General features: G+C 32.8%; 19 protein-coding genes. 1 reads left to right on the plus strand and 18 read right to left on the minus strand.

What is annotated here, in order from left to right:
- Positions 1 to 120 precede the first annotated feature (120 nt).
- From rpoD to HS848_RS05195, 4 genes are all read right to left on the minus strand, one after another.
- Positions 121 to 1,227: an RNA polymerase sigma factor RpoD gene (gene rpoD, locus HS848_RS05180; RefSeq protein ID WP_103167388.1), complete on the minus strand. Its 1,107-nt coding sequence runs from the start codon at positions 1,225 to 1,227 to the stop codon at positions 121 to 123.
- 305 nt (positions 1,228 to 1,532) lie between these two features.
- Positions 1,533 to 3,341, minus strand: a complete 1,809-nt coding sequence (gene dnaG, locus HS848_RS05185) for a DNA primase (protein WP_198611491.1) — start codon at positions 3,339 to 3,341, stop codon at positions 1,533 to 1,535.
- A gap of 60 nt (positions 3,342 to 3,401) precedes the next feature.
- Entirely contained in the window at positions 3,402 to 4,217 is an 816-nt protein-coding gene (locus tag HS848_RS05190; protein ID WP_198611492.1) for a pyruvate, water dikinase regulatory protein, read from the minus strand.
- Positions 4,218 to 4,228: 11 nt separating this feature from the next.
- Positions 4,229 to 4,852 carry a helix-turn-helix transcriptional regulator gene (locus HS848_RS05195; protein WP_107508142.1) on the minus strand — a complete coding sequence of 208 codons (624 nt, stop codon included), beginning with the start codon at positions 4,850 to 4,852 and terminating at the stop codon, positions 4,229 to 4,231.
- Positions 4,853 to 5,186: 334 nt separating this feature from the next.
- Here HS848_RS05195 and HS848_RS05200 point away from each other — a divergent pair, with 334 nt between their 5' ends.
- Positions 5,187 to 6,578, plus strand: a complete 1,392-nt coding sequence (locus tag HS848_RS05200; RefSeq protein WP_107508143.1) for a glycine--tRNA ligase — start codon at positions 5,187 to 5,189, stop codon at positions 6,576 to 6,578.
- A 102-nt stretch (positions 6,579 to 6,680) separates the two neighbouring features.
- Here HS848_RS05200 and recO read toward each other — a convergent pair whose 3' ends face one another.
- From recO to dnaJ, 14 genes are all read right to left on the minus strand, one after another.
- Positions 6,681 to 7,436, minus strand: coding sequence for a DNA repair protein RecO (recO, locus tag HS848_RS05205; protein WP_198611493.1), 756 nt, complete (start codon positions 7,434 to 7,436; stop codon positions 6,681 to 6,683).
- 33 nt (positions 7,437 to 7,469) lie between these two features.
- Positions 7,470 to 8,369, minus strand: a complete 900-nt coding sequence (era, locus tag HS848_RS05210; protein ID WP_107508548.1) for a GTPase Era — start codon at positions 8,367 to 8,369, stop codon at positions 7,470 to 7,472.
- Entirely contained in the window at positions 8,370 to 8,774 is a 405-nt protein-coding gene (gene cdd / locus HS848_RS05215; RefSeq protein WP_198611494.1) for a cytidine deaminase, read from the minus strand.
- Between the two features lie 20 nt (positions 8,775 to 8,794).
- On the minus strand, positions 8,795 to 9,139 hold the full coding sequence (locus HS848_RS05220; RefSeq protein ID WP_107508550.1) for a diacylglycerol kinase family protein: 345 nt from the start codon (positions 9,137 to 9,139) through the stop codon (positions 8,795 to 8,797).
- A complete protein-coding gene (gene ybeY / locus HS848_RS05225; protein WP_198611495.1) occupies positions 9,135 to 9,596 on the minus strand; it encodes an rRNA maturation RNase YbeY in 462 nt (153 codons plus the stop codon). Before ybeY ends, HS848_RS05220 begins: the two co-directional genes overlap by 5 nt.
- Positions 9,597 to 10,544, minus strand: coding sequence for a PhoH family protein (locus HS848_RS05230; RefSeq protein ID WP_198611496.1), 948 nt, complete (start codon positions 10,542 to 10,544; stop codon positions 9,597 to 9,599). It lies immediately after the preceding gene.
- A 323-nt stretch (positions 10,545 to 10,867) separates the two neighbouring features.
- The gene (locus HS848_RS05235; RefSeq protein ID WP_198611497.1) at positions 10,868 to 11,557 is read right to left on the minus strand and encodes a hypothetical protein; all 690 of its coding nucleotides are present in this window, start codon (positions 11,555 to 11,557) and stop codon (positions 10,868 to 10,870) included.
- Positions 11,558 to 11,575: 18 nt separating this feature from the next.
- On the minus strand, positions 11,576 to 12,562 hold the full coding sequence (gene floA, locus HS848_RS05240) for a flotillin-like protein FloA (protein WP_107506198.1): 987 nt from the start codon (positions 12,560 to 12,562) through the stop codon (positions 11,576 to 11,578).
- Positions 12,563 to 12,580: 18 nt separating this feature from the next.
- The gene (locus HS848_RS05245) at positions 12,581 to 13,225 is read right to left on the minus strand and encodes an NfeD family protein (protein WP_232806106.1); all 645 of its coding nucleotides are present in this window, start codon (positions 13,223 to 13,225) and stop codon (positions 12,581 to 12,583) included.
- A gap of 220 nt (positions 13,226 to 13,445) precedes the next feature.
- On the minus strand, positions 13,446 to 13,622 hold the full coding sequence (rpsU, locus tag HS848_RS05250; protein ID WP_000048060.1) for a 30S ribosomal protein S21: 177 nt from the start codon (positions 13,620 to 13,622) through the stop codon (positions 13,446 to 13,448).
- Between the two features lie 133 nt (positions 13,623 to 13,755).
- Entirely contained in the window at positions 13,756 to 15,102 is a 1,347-nt protein-coding gene (gene mtaB / locus HS848_RS05255; protein WP_198611498.1) for a tRNA (N(6)-L-threonylcarbamoyladenosine(37)-C(2))-methylthiotransferase MtaB, read from the minus strand.
- A 5-nt stretch (positions 15,103 to 15,107) separates the two neighbouring features.
- Positions 15,108 to 15,860, minus strand: a complete 753-nt coding sequence (locus HS848_RS05260; protein ID WP_198611694.1) for a 16S rRNA (uracil(1498)-N(3))-methyltransferase — start codon at positions 15,858 to 15,860, stop codon at positions 15,108 to 15,110.
- A gap of 1 nt (position 15,861) precedes the next feature.
- The gene (gene prmA / locus HS848_RS05265; protein WP_107508567.1) at positions 15,862 to 16,800 is read right to left on the minus strand and encodes a 50S ribosomal protein L11 methyltransferase; all 939 of its coding nucleotides are present in this window, start codon (positions 16,798 to 16,800) and stop codon (positions 15,862 to 15,864) included.
- A 3-nt stretch (positions 16,801 to 16,803) separates the two neighbouring features.
- The gene (gene dnaJ / locus HS848_RS05270) at positions 16,804 to 17,934 is read right to left on the minus strand and encodes a molecular chaperone DnaJ (protein ID WP_107508557.1); all 1,131 of its coding nucleotides are present in this window, start codon (positions 17,932 to 17,934) and stop codon (positions 16,804 to 16,806) included.
- Positions 17,935 to 18,021 lie beyond the last annotated feature (87 nt).

Raw genomic sequence — 18,021 nt, forward strand, 5'->3', positions numbered from 1 at the left:
TTACGATAACTGTCATTGCGATTAGGATAATTAATATAGAATTCCACCTAATCACTCGAATCTTCTTAAATCTATAATGCTTTTGTGCTAAACTCTTTCAAACCTAACCGTCTACTTGGATTAATCCATGAAATCTTTAAGTCGTTTACTGCGACTTGGATGTCTAAGTTTTCTAAGGGCTTTCGCTTCTATTTGACGAATACGTTCTCTTGTAACACCAAATACTTTACCCACTTCTTCTAGTGTTCTAGTTCTACCGTCATCTAAACCAAATCTTAAACGTAATACATTTTCTTCACGATCAGTAAGCGTATCAAGTACATCTTCTAACTGTTCTTTTAGTAATTCATAAGCAGCGTGGTCAGATGGACTTTGAGCTTCTTGGTCTTCGATGAAATCGCCTAAATGGCTGTCATCTTCTTCGCCAATTGGTGTTTCAAGTGATACAGGCTCTTGGGCAATTTTAAGGATTTCGCGAACTTTTTCAGGTGGTAAATCCATTTCTTCACCAATTTCTTCCGGTGCAGGATCACGGCCTAAGTCTTGTAATAATTGTCTTTGAACACGAATCAATTTATTAATTGTTTCTACCATGTGAACTGGTATACGGATAGTACGTGCTTGGTCAGCAATTGCTCTTGTGATTGCTTGTCTAATCCACCAAGTAGCATAAGTTGAAAATTTAAATCCTTTATTGAAGTCGAATTTTTCTACTGCTTTAATAAGCCCCATGTTACCTTCTTGAATTAAATCTAAGAATAACATGCCACGACCTACGTATCTTTTAGCAATACTTACAACTAAACGAAGGTTTGCCTCAGCAAGACGTGATTTAGCAATCTCATCCCCTTGCTCAATACGTTTAGCTAATTCGATCTCTTCTTGTGCACTAAGAAGATTTACACGACCAATTTCTTTTAGATACATTCTAACTGGGTCGTTGATTTTTACACCTGGAGGGGCACTTAAGTCATTAGGGTTTAATTTTGCATCAGTATCTGTACTGTCCTTCTCATTCACTAAACTAATATCATTGTCATTTAATTGATCAAAGAAATCGTCCATTTGATCAGAATCTATATCGAAGTTTTGTAGCTTTTCAGCTATTTCTTCGTGGCTAAGATGACCTTCCTTTTTACCTTTTTCAATTAATTGTTTTTTAACATCTTCTAATGTTAATGTCGGATCAATTGTTTGTTTTTTAATTTTAACTTGGTTATCAGACATGAAAAGGCCTCCCAATTTTAATATATGCTTTCAATCAAGAAATTAATTATATAATATTACAATATAATAAGAAAAGTATAGAGAATTTCTATAATAATTCTAACATGTTAAAAAATATTATTATATATTCTGTAATAAATTTAATTTCGTTAAGTTGATTTGTATTTGATTAATATACAGTATATTCCATATTTACCCATTAAAAGCGCATAATAACCATTATACAATAATGGTTATTAAATAGGAATACTATAATAAAAGTTCTTTAATACTTTATAGCTTAAAAGTAAGCTATACAAATGAGCCTACATTCGTTGTTTATTTTTATTAACAATTTGTTGTAGGTAATATTTCTGTAATTCAATATCTCCAATTCTTGTGGCTTCACGGAGCTTATGATTTAATTCCTCTATTGAGTCATCAAATTTTGATTCATTTATGATGTCTATATAGTCTTCAATTTCACTGTCATAAGGTTCTTCGTTCATATCATAATTATCAAGCGTAATGAGCGCTTCTCTAAGTTCGTCATTATCCGTGTAAAGGATAATATCGCTAATCATATATTGGTCATTTTCAGCATAAAATTCTTGCAAAACATTAAATATACGCTTGAAGAAATTATTTGTAAAGTCATCATTCTCTAATTGTTTTTGATAATTTAAAAATAAATCTTTGTCGTTCATAAAATGTTTAAGCAATGCTCTTTCAGCCTTTTCATGTTTAGATAGGTTAGTAAATAAGCCTACTGTATTTTGAGCACTATCGTAATAGTTACCTTCATCTATATAGCTATCAGGAAAGTATGATTCGTTAGGGATGTTTTGTTGTGCAACATCACCATTGAGCGTTCTAGGATCAATATTGAAAATGTCTGCTACATCTCTAATAACTTTATTTTGTAATATTGAAGATTTCATCAACGCAAGATCATGTGTGATTTCTTTTAAGTATTTTTCATAAGCTAAATCATTATTATTAATTTCATCTTTATGACGATTTACTTTATATATAATGAAGGATTTCTTCTCATTATTAACAAATTCTAAAAATTTATCTTTACCATATTTAGCAATATACTCGTCAGGATCCATATCTTTAGGTAATTGTACTACAAAGACATTTAATCCCTGTTGCAGCATATGTTGACCTGTTTTCATCGTAGCTTCTTGACCAGCAAAATCACCATCAAACATTAACGTAACATTTGTAGCTAGTTTCTTTAAGACTGTAATATGTTCATCTGACAACGCAGTACCCATACTAGCTACTACTGATTTCAAGCCAGAATCATCTGCTTTGATGACATCCATAAAGCCTTCTAATAAAACAGCCTCATCGTTCTTTCGGATAGCCTTTCTAGCATTATCGAGATTGTATAATAGTCTTCTTTTTTGAAAAATAGGCGTTTCAGGACTATTCAAATATTTAGGTTCTTGGTTATTATAGGTTCTACCAGAATACCCTACTATTCTTCCTTGCGCATTTCTAAGTGGAAACATGATGCGGTCTCTAAAACGGTCATAATAGCTAAAGTTCTCTTCATTTCGCGACAGTAAACCTGCTTCATAAGCTAGCTCAATATCATAACCTTTATTTTGTAAAAAATCATGACAGAAATGAGAGTTATTAGGCGCATAACCTATGCCACGTGATTTGATTAAAGATTCTGAGAAACCACGTTGTGTTAAGTAATTTAAAGCTTCTTCGCCTTCAACTGATTTCATCAAGGCATATTGATAATACTCTTGAATCAATTCATGCATTTCAATCATATTTAAATCATCAGAAGCAATTTGAGTTGATTGCTCAGCTGAATTACCAACGTCAACAGAAATATTGACACGTTCACCTAATTCCTTAACAGCTTCCACAAATGAAATGTCTTTAATGTCTTGTGTAAATTGAAAGACATTTCCACCTTTTTTACATCCAAAGCAATGACAAATTTGTTTATCTTCAGAAACTGTGAAAGAAGGCGTTTTCTCATCATGAAAAGGACACAAACCTATGTAATTGCGTCCTCTTTTTTCTAATTTGACGTATTCACTTACTAAATCTAAAATATCCGTCTTATCTTTAATTTCATTTATTACTGACTGTTCGATACGCAAAATAAATCACCTATTAAATATTAATTATAATATTATACCTTCCTAAAGTAATAATTGAAATTATTTTGCTTGTTGCTCTATAATATGTATCACGTCATTAGCGGTTTCTTCAATAGCTTTGTCTGAAACATCTATAACAGGACAACCAATTCGTTCAACTATCTCTTCAAAATAGCTAATTTCTTCTTTTATACGAGCCTCATTAGCATATCTAGCAGAATCACCTAAACCCAATTGTTTTAAACGTTGTTTACGTATACGATTCAGTTTCTCTTCACTTATTCTTAGAGCTATACATTTAGAAGGATCAATTTCAAATAAATTCTCAGGAGGAGTAACTTCAGGTACTATTGGTACATTCATTACCTTATAACTTTTATGTGCTAAGTATTGAGATAATGGCGTTTTGGAAGTTCTTGAAACCCCAATTAATACAATATCAGCTTTTGGCAATCCTTTAGGGTCTTTACCGTCATCATATTTTACAGCAAATTCAATTGCATCAATTTTTCTGAAATACGCATCATCTAAACGATGCACTCTACCGGGTTGGTTATATGGGTTTTCATCGTAAGCTTCATTTAATATATTCATTAAAGGTCCCATAATATCAATTGATTGTAGATTGTATTCTTTAATTTTTTGTTGCATATAATTTTTAATATCAGGTTTAACAAGGGTGTAAACAATGATTGCTTGTTTGTCATGTGCAACTTGAATGACCTCATCTATATTTTCAAATGATTCAATATATGGGTATCTTAAAAACTCATGTTTACATTCTTTAGGGTTAAACTGTGAAACACAAGCTCTCGCTACTAATTCAGCAGTTTCACCAATTGAATCAGAAGCAATGATTATCTTTATATTTTCCATCGATGTACCACCTATTCTTTAAATAATGAGACAAATACTTTTGTAATAGTAGTCTTTGAAATTCTGCCTATAACTTGAAATTTGTCATTTTCTTTCTTTCTAATTATAGGGATTGAGTCTATCTCTTTTTCTATCATTTGATCAGCTGCATAAATCACTAATTCATCTTCTGTTAAATAAGTTAAGTTAGGCATACGTGACATATTTACACTAATAGGCATAGTGTGAATATCTTCCCCAATCATAGAAGCACGTAATAAATCTTTTCTAGAACATACCCCGATAAAATCATTATCATCATTAATTATAAATAATGTACCAGCATCTTCTAAAAAGATTGTGCATATCGCGTCATAAACCGTCATGTCTTCTTTAACTACTACAGGAGGAGACATATAGTCTTTAACTACATATTGACGTAACTGATCACTCATCAATTTGTTTTTTGATTTACCTGAGTAGAAATAACCTACTCGAGGTCTAGCTTCTAAAAAACCAGACATAGTAAGGATAGCTAAATCAGGTCTAAGTGTTGCACGTGTGAGCTCTAATTTTTCGGCTATGTGTTCACCAGTTATTGGGCCGCCTGTTTTAACAATTTCAATAATTTGTTGTTGTCTTTTACTAAGTTCTATAGGTCTTCACCCCTTTTAAATTCATATCTATTATACCTATTTATCTATCTCCCTACAAATACGTATAAATCCTTGCTAATAAATAATGAATGAATTAAACTATTGTTAAGCGAGTTAAGGATGGTGTAAGCTTAACAACTTATTTTGGCATATTAAATAATTTTATAAAAGTGAGTGGCTACACTAATTTGGGTGGAACCGCGGGTTAAATTAGGTATAAACTATATATTTTAGATATATAGCTTAATAAATCAACTCGTCCCAAGATGATAATAAGTGTTTTTACATTTATTTATTGTCTTGGGGCGTTTTTCTATTAAAAAGGAGAGATTATATGGTTAAAGATATGGATACAATTGTATCATTAGCGAAACACAGAGGTTTTGTATTCCCTGGTAGTGATATCTATGGCGGTTTATCAAATACATGGGATTACGGTCCTCTAGGTGTAGAATTAAAAAATAATGTTAAAAAAGCTTGGTGGCAAAAATTTATTACTCAATCACCATATAACGTTGGTATTGATGCAGCAATTTTAATGAATCCTAAAACTTGGGAAGCATCAGGCCACTTAGGTAACTTCAATGATCCTATGATTGATAATAAAGATAGTAAAATTCGTTATCGTGCTGACAAATTAATTGAAGATTATATGCAAAATGAAAAAGGCGATGAAAACTTTATCGCAGATGGTTTAAGTTTTGATGAAATGAAACGTATTATTGATGATGAAGGTATTGTATGTCCTGTAAGTGGTACAGCAAATTGGACAGATATCCGTCAGTTCAATCTTATGTTCAAAACATTCCAAGGTGTAACTGAAGATTCTACAAATGAAATCTTCTTACGTCCCGAAACTGCACAAGGTATTTTTGTAAACTATAAAAATGTACAACGTTCTATGCGTAAGAAATTACCATTCGGTATAGGTCAAATTGGTAAATCTTTCCGTAACGAAATTACTCCTGGTAACTTCATTTTCAGAACTAGAGAATTTGAACAAATGGAATTAGAATTCTTCTGTAAACCTGGCGAAGAAATCGAATGGCAAAATTACTGGAAGACTTTTGCTAGTCAATGGTTAAAAGACTTAAATATTAATGAAGATAATATGCGTTTACGTGATCATGATGAAGAAGAATTATCTCATTACTCAAATGCAACTACTGATATCGAGTATCGTTTCCCATTTGGTTGGGGCGAACTTTGGGGTATAGCTAGTCGTACTGACTTCGACTTGAAAAAGCATAGTGAGCATTCTGGTGAAGATTTCAAATATCATGATCCTGAAACAAATGAAAAATATGTACCTTATTGTATCGAACCATCACTTGGTGCAGACCGAGTAACGTTAGCATTCTTATGTGATGCTTATGATGAAGAAGGCGTTGAAGGAAGTAAAGACGCACGTACAGTAATGCACTTCCACCCTGCATTAGCACCATATAAAGCTGCTGTATTACCTTTAAGTAAAAAATTATCTGAAGAAGCAATTAAAATCTTTGAACAATTAAGTTCTAAATTTGCAATTGACTTTGATGAATCTCAATCAATTGGTAAACGTTACCGTCGTCAAGATGAAATTGGTACACCATACTGTATTACATTTGATTTCGACTCATTAGAAGATAATCAAGTAACAGTACGTGACCGTGACTCAATGGAACAAGTCCGCATGCCAATTGCTGAACTTGAAACATTCTTAGCTGAAAAAGTTAGTTTCTAGGTCATCATTATTATCATTAACTCTATAACTTTAAAAAGTTAAATAAAGCTCTCTTCAATGTGAAAACAATTGAAGAGAGCTTTATGCTTATATTAGATAAAATTAATCATTTCCTAGTCTTTTAAGTTGATTGATTAACTTTTGACTCTTGAAATACATTCCAGCATATTCTTTATAAAGTAAAATGATTAGCTCTGACATTTCATCTAAAATATCCTGACTAATATTGAACTGATTCATTTTAGTTATAGGTAATTTTTGAAGGATATCTAATAAATAGAATGTTTTATTAGATATTCGCAAGGCATACGGGTCTTTCATTAATTGATCCTGAGATATTGTGCCGTCATATCTAAAGCTATAGGCAACTAGTTTAGATTGATCTTCATCTCCTGAAATTGCACAGTGATCAAAGAAAGCCGTAAAACCAAAACGGCTCATACATTTAAGTAGTACAATTATTGACATTAATTGAGCAGAATCCCCTCTAGATATATTCTCCAAAGAAAAATGTAATAATTGATAATGATATGGCGAAACTTCATCTTGTTCCATTGAACGATCAATCACTTCTGCACATAAAGTTGCGTAACTACTATTAAAAATATCTAAACGTAAGTCATAATATTGATTAATGACATCAATAGAATTTAATGTACCCATGCCTTTCCATTTATTATAAATAAATAAGCCATACACAAATAATTGCGTATGGGCTTGTAAGCCGGTTTTAGATTTTTTAGCACGTCTCACCATTAATGGAATTTTAGCACCATGCTCATTTAAGACAGTAATAATTTTATCAGATTCACCATAATCGACTGATTTAATAATAATTCCTTTTTGCTTATCGAGCATTCATCCCACCGGCTTTCTTTCACATAATCAATATTAATCTTGGTCTTCAATATAACCCATTTGACGAATAAAGTTAACTTTATTGCGCCAATCTTTTTGAACCTTAACCCATAGTTCTAAGTACACTTTTGAACCTAAGAGCATTTCAATATCACGTCGAGCTCTTTTACCTACTTCTTTTAATTTCTTACCGCCTTTACCAATAACGATACCTTTTTGCGAATCACGTTCTACAAATATAGTAGCTTCTACTCTCACACGGTCTTCGCTTTCTTTCACCATTCTATCTACGTTAACCCCTATTGCGTGAGGAATTTCTTCGCTTGTTAAATGCAATATTTTCTCACGAATAATTTCACTAACCACGAATTGTTCAGGATGGTCAGATATCTGATCGTCTGGATAATATTTAGGGCCTTCTGGTAAATATGTTTTAAGTACATCAATAAAGTGATCTACATTAAGACCTTCTAACGCTGAAATAGGTACTATTTCAGTGAAATCCATATATTCTTTATATTGTTCAATTCTTGGCATTAAGGCATCTGGATGCACTAAATCAATTTTATTTAAGACTAAAAATACTGGCGTTTTCACATTTTTTAACATTTCAATAATATATTCATCGCCACGTCCAATTTCTTCATTTACATTTACCATAAACATAATAGCGTCAATTTCAGATAATGTATTTTTAGCTACGCGCATCATATAGTCGCCTAATTTGTGTTTAGGTTTATGAATACCTGGTGTATCTAAAAAGATAATTTGGGCATCTTCTCTAGTCATAACACCTTGAATTTTATTACGTGTTGTTTGAGCTTTATCAGACATAATTGCTATTTTATGACCAATCACTCTATTCATAAATGTTGATTTTCCAACATTTGGTCTTCCTATAATTGAAACAAATCCTGACTTATGTTCTGTCATTTATTCTAAATCCTTTCCTGAAAAGCCGTATGGCAATAACTCAGCCACTGTTGACTCTAATAATTCGCCTGTATGATTTGTCATATAAACCGGCATGTCATCATCACATAATTCTTTTAATACTTGTCTGCACGTACCACAGGGAGAAGATGGTTTATCAGCATCAACAGTAATTGTAATTGATTCAAATTCTCCTGGACGATAACCTTCTGAAATCGCAGCGACTAAACTTGATCTTTCCGCACAAATACAAGAAGGATATGCTGCATTTTCAACATTAGCTCCATAAAATGTACGTCCATCTTTAGTTATTAAATATGCGCCCACTTTGAATTTACTATATGGTGCATAGGCACGCTTTTGTGCTTCTTTCGCTTCTAAAAAATAATGTGATTGATAACTCATCTATCATATCCCCTTTTCCCCTAAAAAATATGTGGTATAAAAACAATTAGTCCAATAATTAATGCTAATATTGAAACTAACAACACACTAAATGCTGCGATATCTTTAGCTTGCTTAGCCAGTTCATGATACTCCATAGTTACTAGATCTACGACACATTCAATAGCAGTATTCACAGCTTCTAATGTTAACACTAAAAATATTGCTAATAATATAAACATCCATTCAATACTATTTAAATTGAAAATGAATCCTAAAACAATAGTGAGTATTGCAATAATAATATGCAGTATATAATTATGATCTTTTAGAAGAAGTGTTTTAAAACCATCAAAGGTATGTTGAAACCTTTTAAAAAGTTTAATCTCTTGTCAGTCCATATGCATTTAATATAGTGTCTTGACGGCCAAACATTCTTTTTTCATCTTCTTCATTCATGTGATCATAGCCTAATAAATGTAAGAAACCATGTAGAGATAAGAAACCAAGTTCACGTTCGAAAGAATGCCCATACGATTCTGCTTGTTCTTGAGCTACATCCGTACAGATAATAATATCGCCAAGCACTCTTGGCATATCTAATCCAGTAATCTCAGGTTCATCTTCTTCTAAAGCAAATGAAATAACATCTGTAACTTTATCTTTGTCTCTATACATTTTATTAATTTGTTGGATTTCGTCTTTATCTACAAATGTAACAGAAAGTTCAGCATCCTCTTTGATGCCCTCTTGTTCTTTAGCGAAAGTGAGGAGTTTATCGATTTGTTGATACCAATCTTCCTTTACTAATTCAGTGTGATCATTAAAATCAATTGTAAACATTTAGATATCTCCTTCATAACGGTCAATGATTTTACTAACTAATGGATGTCTTACAACGTCACTTTGGTCTAATTGCATAATAGTTATACCTTTCACATCTCGTAGTTTCTTGACGGCTTCTTTTAAGCCACTCTTAACTCCTTTAGGTAAATCAATTTGAGTTTGATCTCCTGTAACTACCATTTTCGAACCAAAGCCTAATCTTGTTAAGAACATTTTCATTTGAGCATGTGTTGTATTCTGAGCTTCGTCTAGTATAACGAATGCATCATCAATCGTACGACCACGCATATATGCTAAAGGTGCAATTTCAATGGTACCACGTTCAATGAAACGCGCAGTTTGTTCTCTGCCTAGCACAGTATTCAAACCATCATATAAAGGTCTTAAGTAAGGATCTACTTTTTCTTTTAAATCCCCTGGTAAAAACCCTAGTGATTCTCCGGCTTCTACTGCTGGACGTGTTAAAACGATACGTTTAACATTCCCTTTTCTTAATTGTTTAGCTGCATAAACCACAGCTAAAAATGTTTTACCTGTTCCAGCCGGTCCAATACCGAATACTAAATCATTTCTTTTCATAGCATTCACATATAAACGTTGACCCATTGTTTTGGCACGTATAGTTTTACCAAATGCATCCTTAGTAATTTCTTCGTCATATAAATCTAATAGATATTGAATTGTATCATTTTGAGCCATTTTTATTGCGGCTTCAACATCTTTTAAAGTAACTGTATTTCCTAATTCAATTACCTTCAATAAATTTTTTAGAACTAATTCTGCTTTTTCAACATGCTCTAATACTTGTCCTTTAACAGCGATTTCTTGTCCACGAGCATGTATCTCAACATCAAATGATTCCTCAATAGCTTTTAAGTGTTCATCATTATTTCCTATTAAAGCTTGAGAATGATTGATGTCTTCTATTTGAATTATTCCAGGCATATAAGCGCTCCTTTTCACTAATACAAAGTTATATATTTCAATGTAAATTGGTTATTAATTCACATATGTAATAATTTGAAAATGAGTAATCAAATTTAGCAAATGATTCTCACTAAAACAAGTATATATTAAATTATAGTAATAACGTCTTCCATATAAATTTTACTAAACAATGCTTAAGTATACAAATTTTATTGATTTATAGGGCGTGTTAGGTGTAAATATCATCGTATAGTTATTTAAATAAACCGCTTAATTTGTATATTAAATTAAAAAAGCCTAGAAATCTTTCACTAGGAAAGTTCTAGGCTTCGCCAATATAGCTATAATTGCTTTGGTTTATTCAATATTTCTTGCCATATGACACCGTTAATAACTGGATCGCTATCAAATTGTAGCTTTTCATGGGTCATATTTTGCTCTATATTCTTGCTATTAAGCAATTGCTTTAATTTGAATCGTTTAGTACGTTCGGATAAGTTTTTGTCGCTAATAATTGAACGGGCTCTATTTTCAATATGAGTAAGTTGCTTCTCTTTTTCTCTATCAATTTCAGCTCGAACGTTATATAGATTATCGACTAACTCCGATTCCAATTCTTTTTGTAATTTTTGACGTTCTTGGTCACTACCGCGAGTTGAGTTTGTTTGTCTAGTCTGACGGTCGGTATGACGTTGAACAGTTCTTTGTGAACGTTCTAATTCTTCAGAAGATTGTTCCTCTAAAATTTCCCTTTCAAGTTGTTGATCTTGATAAACGGTTCTTTTGTTTTTAGGAACTTCTTTTCTTTTTTGAGAAGTTGTTTCATCATCTGAAAATCCCTTCTCTAATTCGCTAAAAGCTTCTTCAATTTGTTCGAAAAACCCTTTTTGTTGCTTGGGCTTTTGATTAGGTGAAGTAGTTTTACGTTGAGGTGGACGTTGGTTCTGACGTTGCTCATGACTTTTATCACGTAAAGCACTAACACCTGAAATAATGATAGATATTATAAATATGATAATACCTATATCCATTTAATCACCCCTTATCGTTTACTCTGGTGATTCATCGTCATTTTGTTCTGAACGTTGATTAATGGCGTTTCTCATTCCTGTATCGGCTTCAATATTTTTCAAGTTATAATAATCTTTAACGCCAATATTACCTTTACGTAAAGCTTCAGCCATTGCAAGTGGAACTTCAGATTCTGCTTCTACTACTTTAGCGCGCATTTCTTGAACACGAGCTTTCATTTCTTGTTCTGAAGCTACAGCCATTGCACGACGTTCTTCTGCTTTAGCTTGTGCAATATTTTTATCAGCAAGTGCTTGTTCAGTTTGTAAGTCAGCACCGATATTTTTACCGATATCTACATCGGCGATATCAATAGATAGGATTTCAAATGCAGTACCTGAGTCTAATCCTTTACTTAATACTGTTTTAGAAATGTTATCTGGATTTTCAAGTACTTGAGTATGATGTTCACTTGAACCGATAGTTGAAACAATACCTTCACCAACACGAGCGATAATTGTTTCTTCACCCGCACCACCGACTAAACGTGAAATGTTCGCACGTACAGTAATTCTTGCTTTGGCTTTAACTTCAATACCGTTCATAGCCACACCAGTTATAAATGGTGTTTCAATAACTTTAGGGTTTACTGACATTTGAACAGCTTCTAATACATCACGGCCTGCTAAGTCAATTGCAGCAGCACGTTCGAATGGTAAATTGATGTCTGCACGTTGAGCAGCAATGTTAGCGTCAACCACTCTGTCTACATTACCACCTGCTAAATAGTGAGATTCTAGTTGATTAGTTGTTAAGTTCAAACCAGCTTTATGTGCTTTGATTAATGGACCAATCACTTTACGTGGGGAAACACGACGTAATCTCATACCTACTAAAGTACCAATACCTACTTTAACGCCAGCAGCTATTGCAGATATCCAAAGTCCTACTGGTACAAATGAGAATAAAATTAATAATGCTATGACAATAATGACAGCAATTATGATAATACCTATTCCAAACATTAAATCGCTCCTTTATAATTATTCAATTTCTCTAACTACAACTCTTGTACCTTCAACTTCAAGAATTTTAACTTGCTTATTTCTAAGTATGAACGCTCCATCAGAGACAGCATCAATTCTTTCGTTATCTAGTGAAATAATTCCTGCTGGTCTAAGGTCAGTTATAGTTTGTGCTGTTTGTCCTATCAAGTGAGAACGGTCATCGTGAGATCTATAACCTGCTTCTGCATTCGTTGAATCTTTTAAAACGACTTTATCTAGAAATGGAATTCTACGTTTGAAAATTTTCACCAATATCACCCATTCAATAATAGCTAGAATAGAAGCAATCACTACATTCATTAACATTAATAATATGTTATCTCCAAGCATAATTATACTTAATACAATTAAAGTGATTCCTATGATTCCAATAATCGCACCAATTACAAATAATTCAATAATAACCAGTATCGCACCAACGAAAAATAAGAGTACAGATACTAAGTTAACATCGCCACTTACTAGAAAACCTAAAAATAGAACTAAAAGTGCAAGACTTGCAATAATACCCATAAGATTTACTCTTTTCGAGTATAATTGATAGAGAAAGCCTAAAAAGATAATACAAGTCAGTATTAAGGAGATAAGTGGGCTAGTAATAATATCGGATAATTGGTTCATCCATGTATTAGTAGATAAAATCGAATTGAAAATGATATGTATCGCATTAAAATAGTTCACAATTTCACCTCGCTCTCATTTTCGATTATACATTAATATATAGGGAGTTTATAGTGTTAGAATAATATCTTTAAAAAGAAAAAACTCCCGATTAGTTTACACTAATCGAGAGCATATTTATAATTAATATTCTTGTTGAGGGAGTCAACAGAGCTATTAATTATTTGAATTTACGTTTACGTGCAGCTTCTGATTTCTTTTTACGTTTAACACTTGGTTTTTCGTAAAATTCACGTTTACGTACTTCTTGGATAGTACCACTTTTAGATACTGAACGTTTAAATCTACGTAATGCATCTTCTAGTGATTCATTTTTACGTACTACTGTTTTAGACATCTGTATTTCCCTCCCTCCAAATATCAACGAAACTTTAAAGTCATTAGTCGCATAGTGCTATATGACTATGCTTTACTTAGTATAATATATGAAATAATTATGGTCAATTGCAAATCTTTATAATTTTAAAAATTTATAATAGTACACCTTGTTCTGATTTATTAGTTGCATGGTCTACTACTCTAATAGCATTACCAATATTAATTGGATAATCAGCTTTTAAGATTTTAACTTTTACAATTTGGCCAATTAATGATTCATCAGCTTCAAATTCCACTTTCATATAATTATCAGCATAACCTACTAATGTGCCTTCTTTTTCGCCTGCTTCTTCTGGAATGACTTCTAACACTTCATTTTCGAATTTAGAAGCATAGTCTTTAGCAAGTTGATCACTTAATGCAATCAATTTATGCACACGTTCATTTTTAATCTGTTCATCAATTTGGTCATCCATACGTGCTGCAGGTGTACCGATACGTGATGAATAAGGAAAAACATGTAACTCTGAAAATTTATGCTTAACAATAAAATCAAATGTTTCTTGGAATTCTTCTTCAGTCTCACCTGGGAAGCCAACAATGACATCGCTAGTAATAGCTAAGTCTGGTAATGCATCATGTAATTTCGTTAATCTTTCAGAGAAATGTTCCATAGTATATTTTCTTCTCATACGTTTTAACACTGTGTCAGAACCTGATTGCAATGGTACGTGTAAGTGTCTAACAACTTTATTGGATTGTTTTAAAACGTCGATGACTTCATCAGTAAGTTGACTAGCTTCGATTGATGAAATTCTAATACGCTCTAAGCCATCAATTTCTTCTAAATCTCTTAATAGCTGTGCTAAGTTGTAATTTTTTAAATCTTGGCCATATCCACCAGTATGAATACCTGTAAGAACGATTTCTTTATATCCTGATTGTACTAGTTGAGTTGCTTGTTCTACTACTTTTTCAGGATCTCTAGAACGCATTAATCCACGTGCCCATGGAATTATGCAAAACGTACAGAAATTGTTACAACCTTCTTGAATTTTAAGAGAAGCTCTAGTTCTATCAGTGAAATATGGAACATCTAACTCTTCATATGTACGGTTCTTCATAATATTTCCAACACCGTTAATCGGTTGACGTTCTGCTCTGAACTGGTCAATATAGTCTAATAATTTATATCTATCTTGTGTGCCGACAACGACATCTACTCCAGGAATTTCCATAATTTCGGCAGATGATGTTTGTGCATAACATCCTGTCACACAAACTACTGCATCTGGATTTTGACGAATCGCTCTACGTATAATTTGTCTACTTTTTTTATCGCCAGTATTAGTTACGGTACAAGTATTGATAACAAAGACATCTGCATTTGTTTCAAAATCTACTCTATCGTAATCTGCTTCTTTAAATAATTGCCAAATTGCTTCAGTTTCATAATGGTTAACTTTACAACCTAATGTGTGAAACGCAACTGTTGACATGAAATTCACCCCATTAATTCTTTTTCAAAACTTATAGCACTCAATGCGTAAAGCGGTGCTGTTTCTGCCCGTAAAATTCTTGGACCTAAGCCAACATTAGTACTTACATCTTTGAAGGTTATGATTTCTTTTTCAGAAAATCCACCTTCTGGCCCAAATATGATTAATATGCGATCGTTAGTCTTAAATTGTCTCAAAGCATCCTTGAACAAGCTAATTTCCCCACGTTTCGCTTCATCTTCATATGCTAATAAAATATAGTCATAATGACTAATAGTATCATAAATTTTATTTAAATTCGACTCGAATTTAATATTAGGAACGATTAAACGATAACTTTGTTCTGCTGCCTCTTTGATAATTTTTTGCCAACGTTCTAACTTCTTCTGAGTTTTGTTTGGTGGTAATTTGGCAACAGATCTATCCATTTCTACAGCGATAAATTCTGATGCACCCATCTCTGTAGCCTTTTGAATCATCCATTCATATTTATCGGATTTTATTAATCCACTACAAATTGTAATATGCATAGGTAGTTCGGTATTTATATCTAACTTTTGAATGAGTTTAAGTTCAATTTCTTGAGGTGTAATTTGCGTAATCTCAGTTGTGTAAACTTCTTTGTTTTTGAAAGTTACTATAACCTTATTACCAACTGAGTTTCTCATGACATTCGTTATATGATGTATATCTTCCTTATTTGTTATAAAAAAACGCTGATCTTCATCAGCGTTTTGATCTATAAAGTACCTTTGCAATTTATTCACTCACTTTCTGACCAACGATGCATACCCAACCGTTGTCATGATTGATTGATACTATTTCAAATCCTACACGCTTCATGTGAGATAGAATTTCTTCATGTTTTTCTTCAATTATACCAGAAGTAATAAAATAGCCTTCTTTATTTAAAGTATTATATGCATCTTCAATCATATCATCAATAATATGAGCTAAAATATTTGCGATTACAATATCAAATTTTTCAGTTTCATCTTGCAATAAATTTCCTGGCACAGCTTCAATTGAATCTTCACAATTATTTTTTCTAAAGTTTTCTTTAGCAACATTTACAGCCATTTCATCTATATCGAGTGCTTTAATTCTCTTAACACCTATTAAGTGAGAAGCGATACTCAATATTCCAGAGCCTGTACCTACATCAATCACTGAGTTTTGAGGAGATACATAATGCTCTATTGCTTTTAAACACATACTCGTTGTCGGATGGTCACCTGTTCCAAATGCCATTCCAGGGTCTAATTCGATGCATAATTCTGCATCTGTTTCTTTAGTATAGTCTTCCCAGCTAGGAACGATTGTAAATCTCTTTGACGCTCTAAAAGGATGAAAGTAGTTTTTCCATTCGTTTGCCCAATCTACTTCTGCGATAGTTTTTTCAGAAAAGTTCACAATATCAGTGTCAATTCCCTCTAGTGATAAAATTTGATTCTCTAATTTATCTCTGAATTGAGACGAATAAGTTAAATCATTGAAATAAGCTTTTAATCTAACGCCTTGTTCAGGATAGTCCTCTTTTTTCAATTCATAAATTTCGCCAAATTTATCTGCAGGTTGATTGATTAAATCATCAGAATCTTCTATAACTACACCGTTTGATCCATTATCTTCGAGTATATCAGTTACTAAAGGCTCAACTTCATGGTTAACTACAATTGAAAGTTCTGTCCAGTTCATCATTTATTCTCCTCTAAAAAATTTGCGTGCTTTATCTTTGAAATTAGAAGGTTGTTCTTCTAAAGTTTCCCCACTAATTTCTGCAAATTCTCTCATTAGTTCTCTTTGTTTATCTGTAAGTTTAGTTGGTGTAACCACTTTAATGTTAACAAATAAATCACCGTGACCGTAACCATGAACATTTTTGACACCTTTGTCTTTTAAGCGGAACTGTTTACCTGTTTGTGTGCCTGCAGGAATAGTTAACATGACATGCCCTTTAAGTGTTGGAACTTTAATTTCGTCACCTAATGAAGCTTGTGGGAAACTAACATTTAGATTGTAATATAAATCATCGCCATCACGTTCAAATTTATCTGAAGGTCTAACACGGAATACTACATATAAATCACCGTGTGGTCCACCATTTTCTCCTGGTGTACCTTCGCCTGCTAAACGAATTTGTTGATCGTTATCGACACCTTCTGGAACTGTTACTTCTAGTTTAACTGTTTTATTTTCTGTACCTTTACCATGACAAGTTGGACATGGTTCTTCAAACTCTTGACCAGAGCCATCACACTTAGGACAAGTTTGTTCAGTTCTAACTCGGCCTAAAATAGTATTTTGTTCTACTGAAACATGGCCTGCGCCGTTACAATAACTACAAGTTTTCTTACTAGTGCCAGGTTTAGCGCCATCACCATTACATGTGTGACAAGTGACGTCTTTACGGATAGATATTTCTTTTTTAGTTCCAAAGACTGCTTCTTCGAATTCTAATGTCATTGTATATTGTAAATCATCGCCTTTACGTGGCGCATTAGGATCTCTTTGACGTGAGCCACCGAAGAATGAACTAAATATGTCTTCGAATCCGCCACCAAAGCCACTGAAATCTTGGCCGCCAAATCCTTGGCTTCCGAAGCCACCTTGCGGACCTTCGTGACCAAATTGATCATAATTAGCACGTTTATTGTCATCACTTAGTACTTCGTATGCTTCAGAGATTTCTTTGAACTTCTCGTCGGCACCTTCTTCTTTATTAATATCAGGGTGATATTTTTTTGATAATTTACGGTAAGCTTTTTTTATTTCATCTTTTGATGCGCCTTTGCTAACGCCTAAGACTTCATAATAATCTCTTTTAGCCAATTTCATCTCTCCTTTTAAAGCGGTATTTTTATGAGCATCTCCAAGTATTGTAAATACAAAAGAAAAAGTCAAAGCCAATGTTCAATT

The organism is Staphylococcus caledonicus (assembly GCF_016238465.1).
GTDB classification, from domain to species: domain Bacteria; phylum Bacillota; class Bacilli; order Staphylococcales; family Staphylococcaceae; genus Staphylococcus; species Staphylococcus caledonicus.

What these genes read in the sequence shown, in the direction of transcription:
- prmA (WP_107508567.1), bottom strand. Translation starts at nt 16,800, where the DNA reads ATGAACTGGACAGAACTTTCAATTGTAGTTAACCATGAAGTTGAGCCT.
- HS848_RS05235 (WP_198611497.1), bottom strand. Translation starts at nt 11,557, where the DNA reads ATGGATATAGGTATTATCATATTTATAATATCTATCATTATTTCAGGT.
- recO (WP_198611493.1), bottom strand. Translation starts at nt 7,436, where the DNA reads ATGCTCGATAAGCAAAAAGGAATTATTATTAAATCAGTCGATTATGGT.
- ybeY (WP_198611495.1), bottom strand. Translation starts at nt 9,596, where the DNA reads ATGTTTACAATTGATTTTAATGATCACACTGAATTAGTAAAGGAAGAT.
- HS848_RS05200 (WP_107508143.1), top strand. Translation starts at nt 5,187, where the DNA reads ATGGTTAAAGATATGGATACAATTGTATCATTAGCGAAACACAGAGGT.
- era (WP_107508548.1), bottom strand. Translation starts at nt 8,369, where the DNA reads ATGACAGAACATAAGTCAGGATTTGTTTCAATTATAGGAAGACCAAAT.
- floA (WP_107506198.1), bottom strand. Translation starts at nt 12,562, where the DNA reads ATGTTTGGAATAGGTATTATCATAATTGCTGTCATTATTGTCATAGCA.
- rpsU (WP_000048060.1), bottom strand. Translation starts at nt 13,622, where the DNA reads ATGTCTAAAACAGTAGTACGTAAAAATGAATCACTAGAAGATGCATTA.
- HS848_RS05245 (WP_232806106.1), bottom strand. Translation starts at nt 13,225, where the DNA reads ATGAACCAATTATCCGATATTATTACTAGCCCACTTATCTCCTTAATA.
- HS848_RS05230 (WP_198611496.1), bottom strand. Translation starts at nt 10,544, where the DNA reads ATGCCTGGAATAATTCAAATAGAAGACATCAATCATTCTCAAGCTTTA.
- HS848_RS05190 (WP_198611492.1), bottom strand. Translation starts at nt 4,217, where the DNA reads ATGGAAAATATAAAGATAATCATTGCTTCTGATTCAATTGGTGAAACT.
- rpoD (WP_103167388.1), bottom strand. Translation starts at nt 1,227, where the DNA reads ATGTCTGATAACCAAGTTAAAATTAAAAAACAAACAATTGATCCGACA.
- cdd (WP_198611494.1), bottom strand. Translation starts at nt 8,774, where the DNA reads ATGAGTTATCAATCACATTATTTTTTAGAAGCGAAAGAAGCACAAAAG.
- mtaB (WP_198611498.1), bottom strand. Translation starts at nt 15,102, where the DNA reads ATGTCAACAGTTGCGTTTCACACATTAGGTTGTAAAGTTAACCATTAT.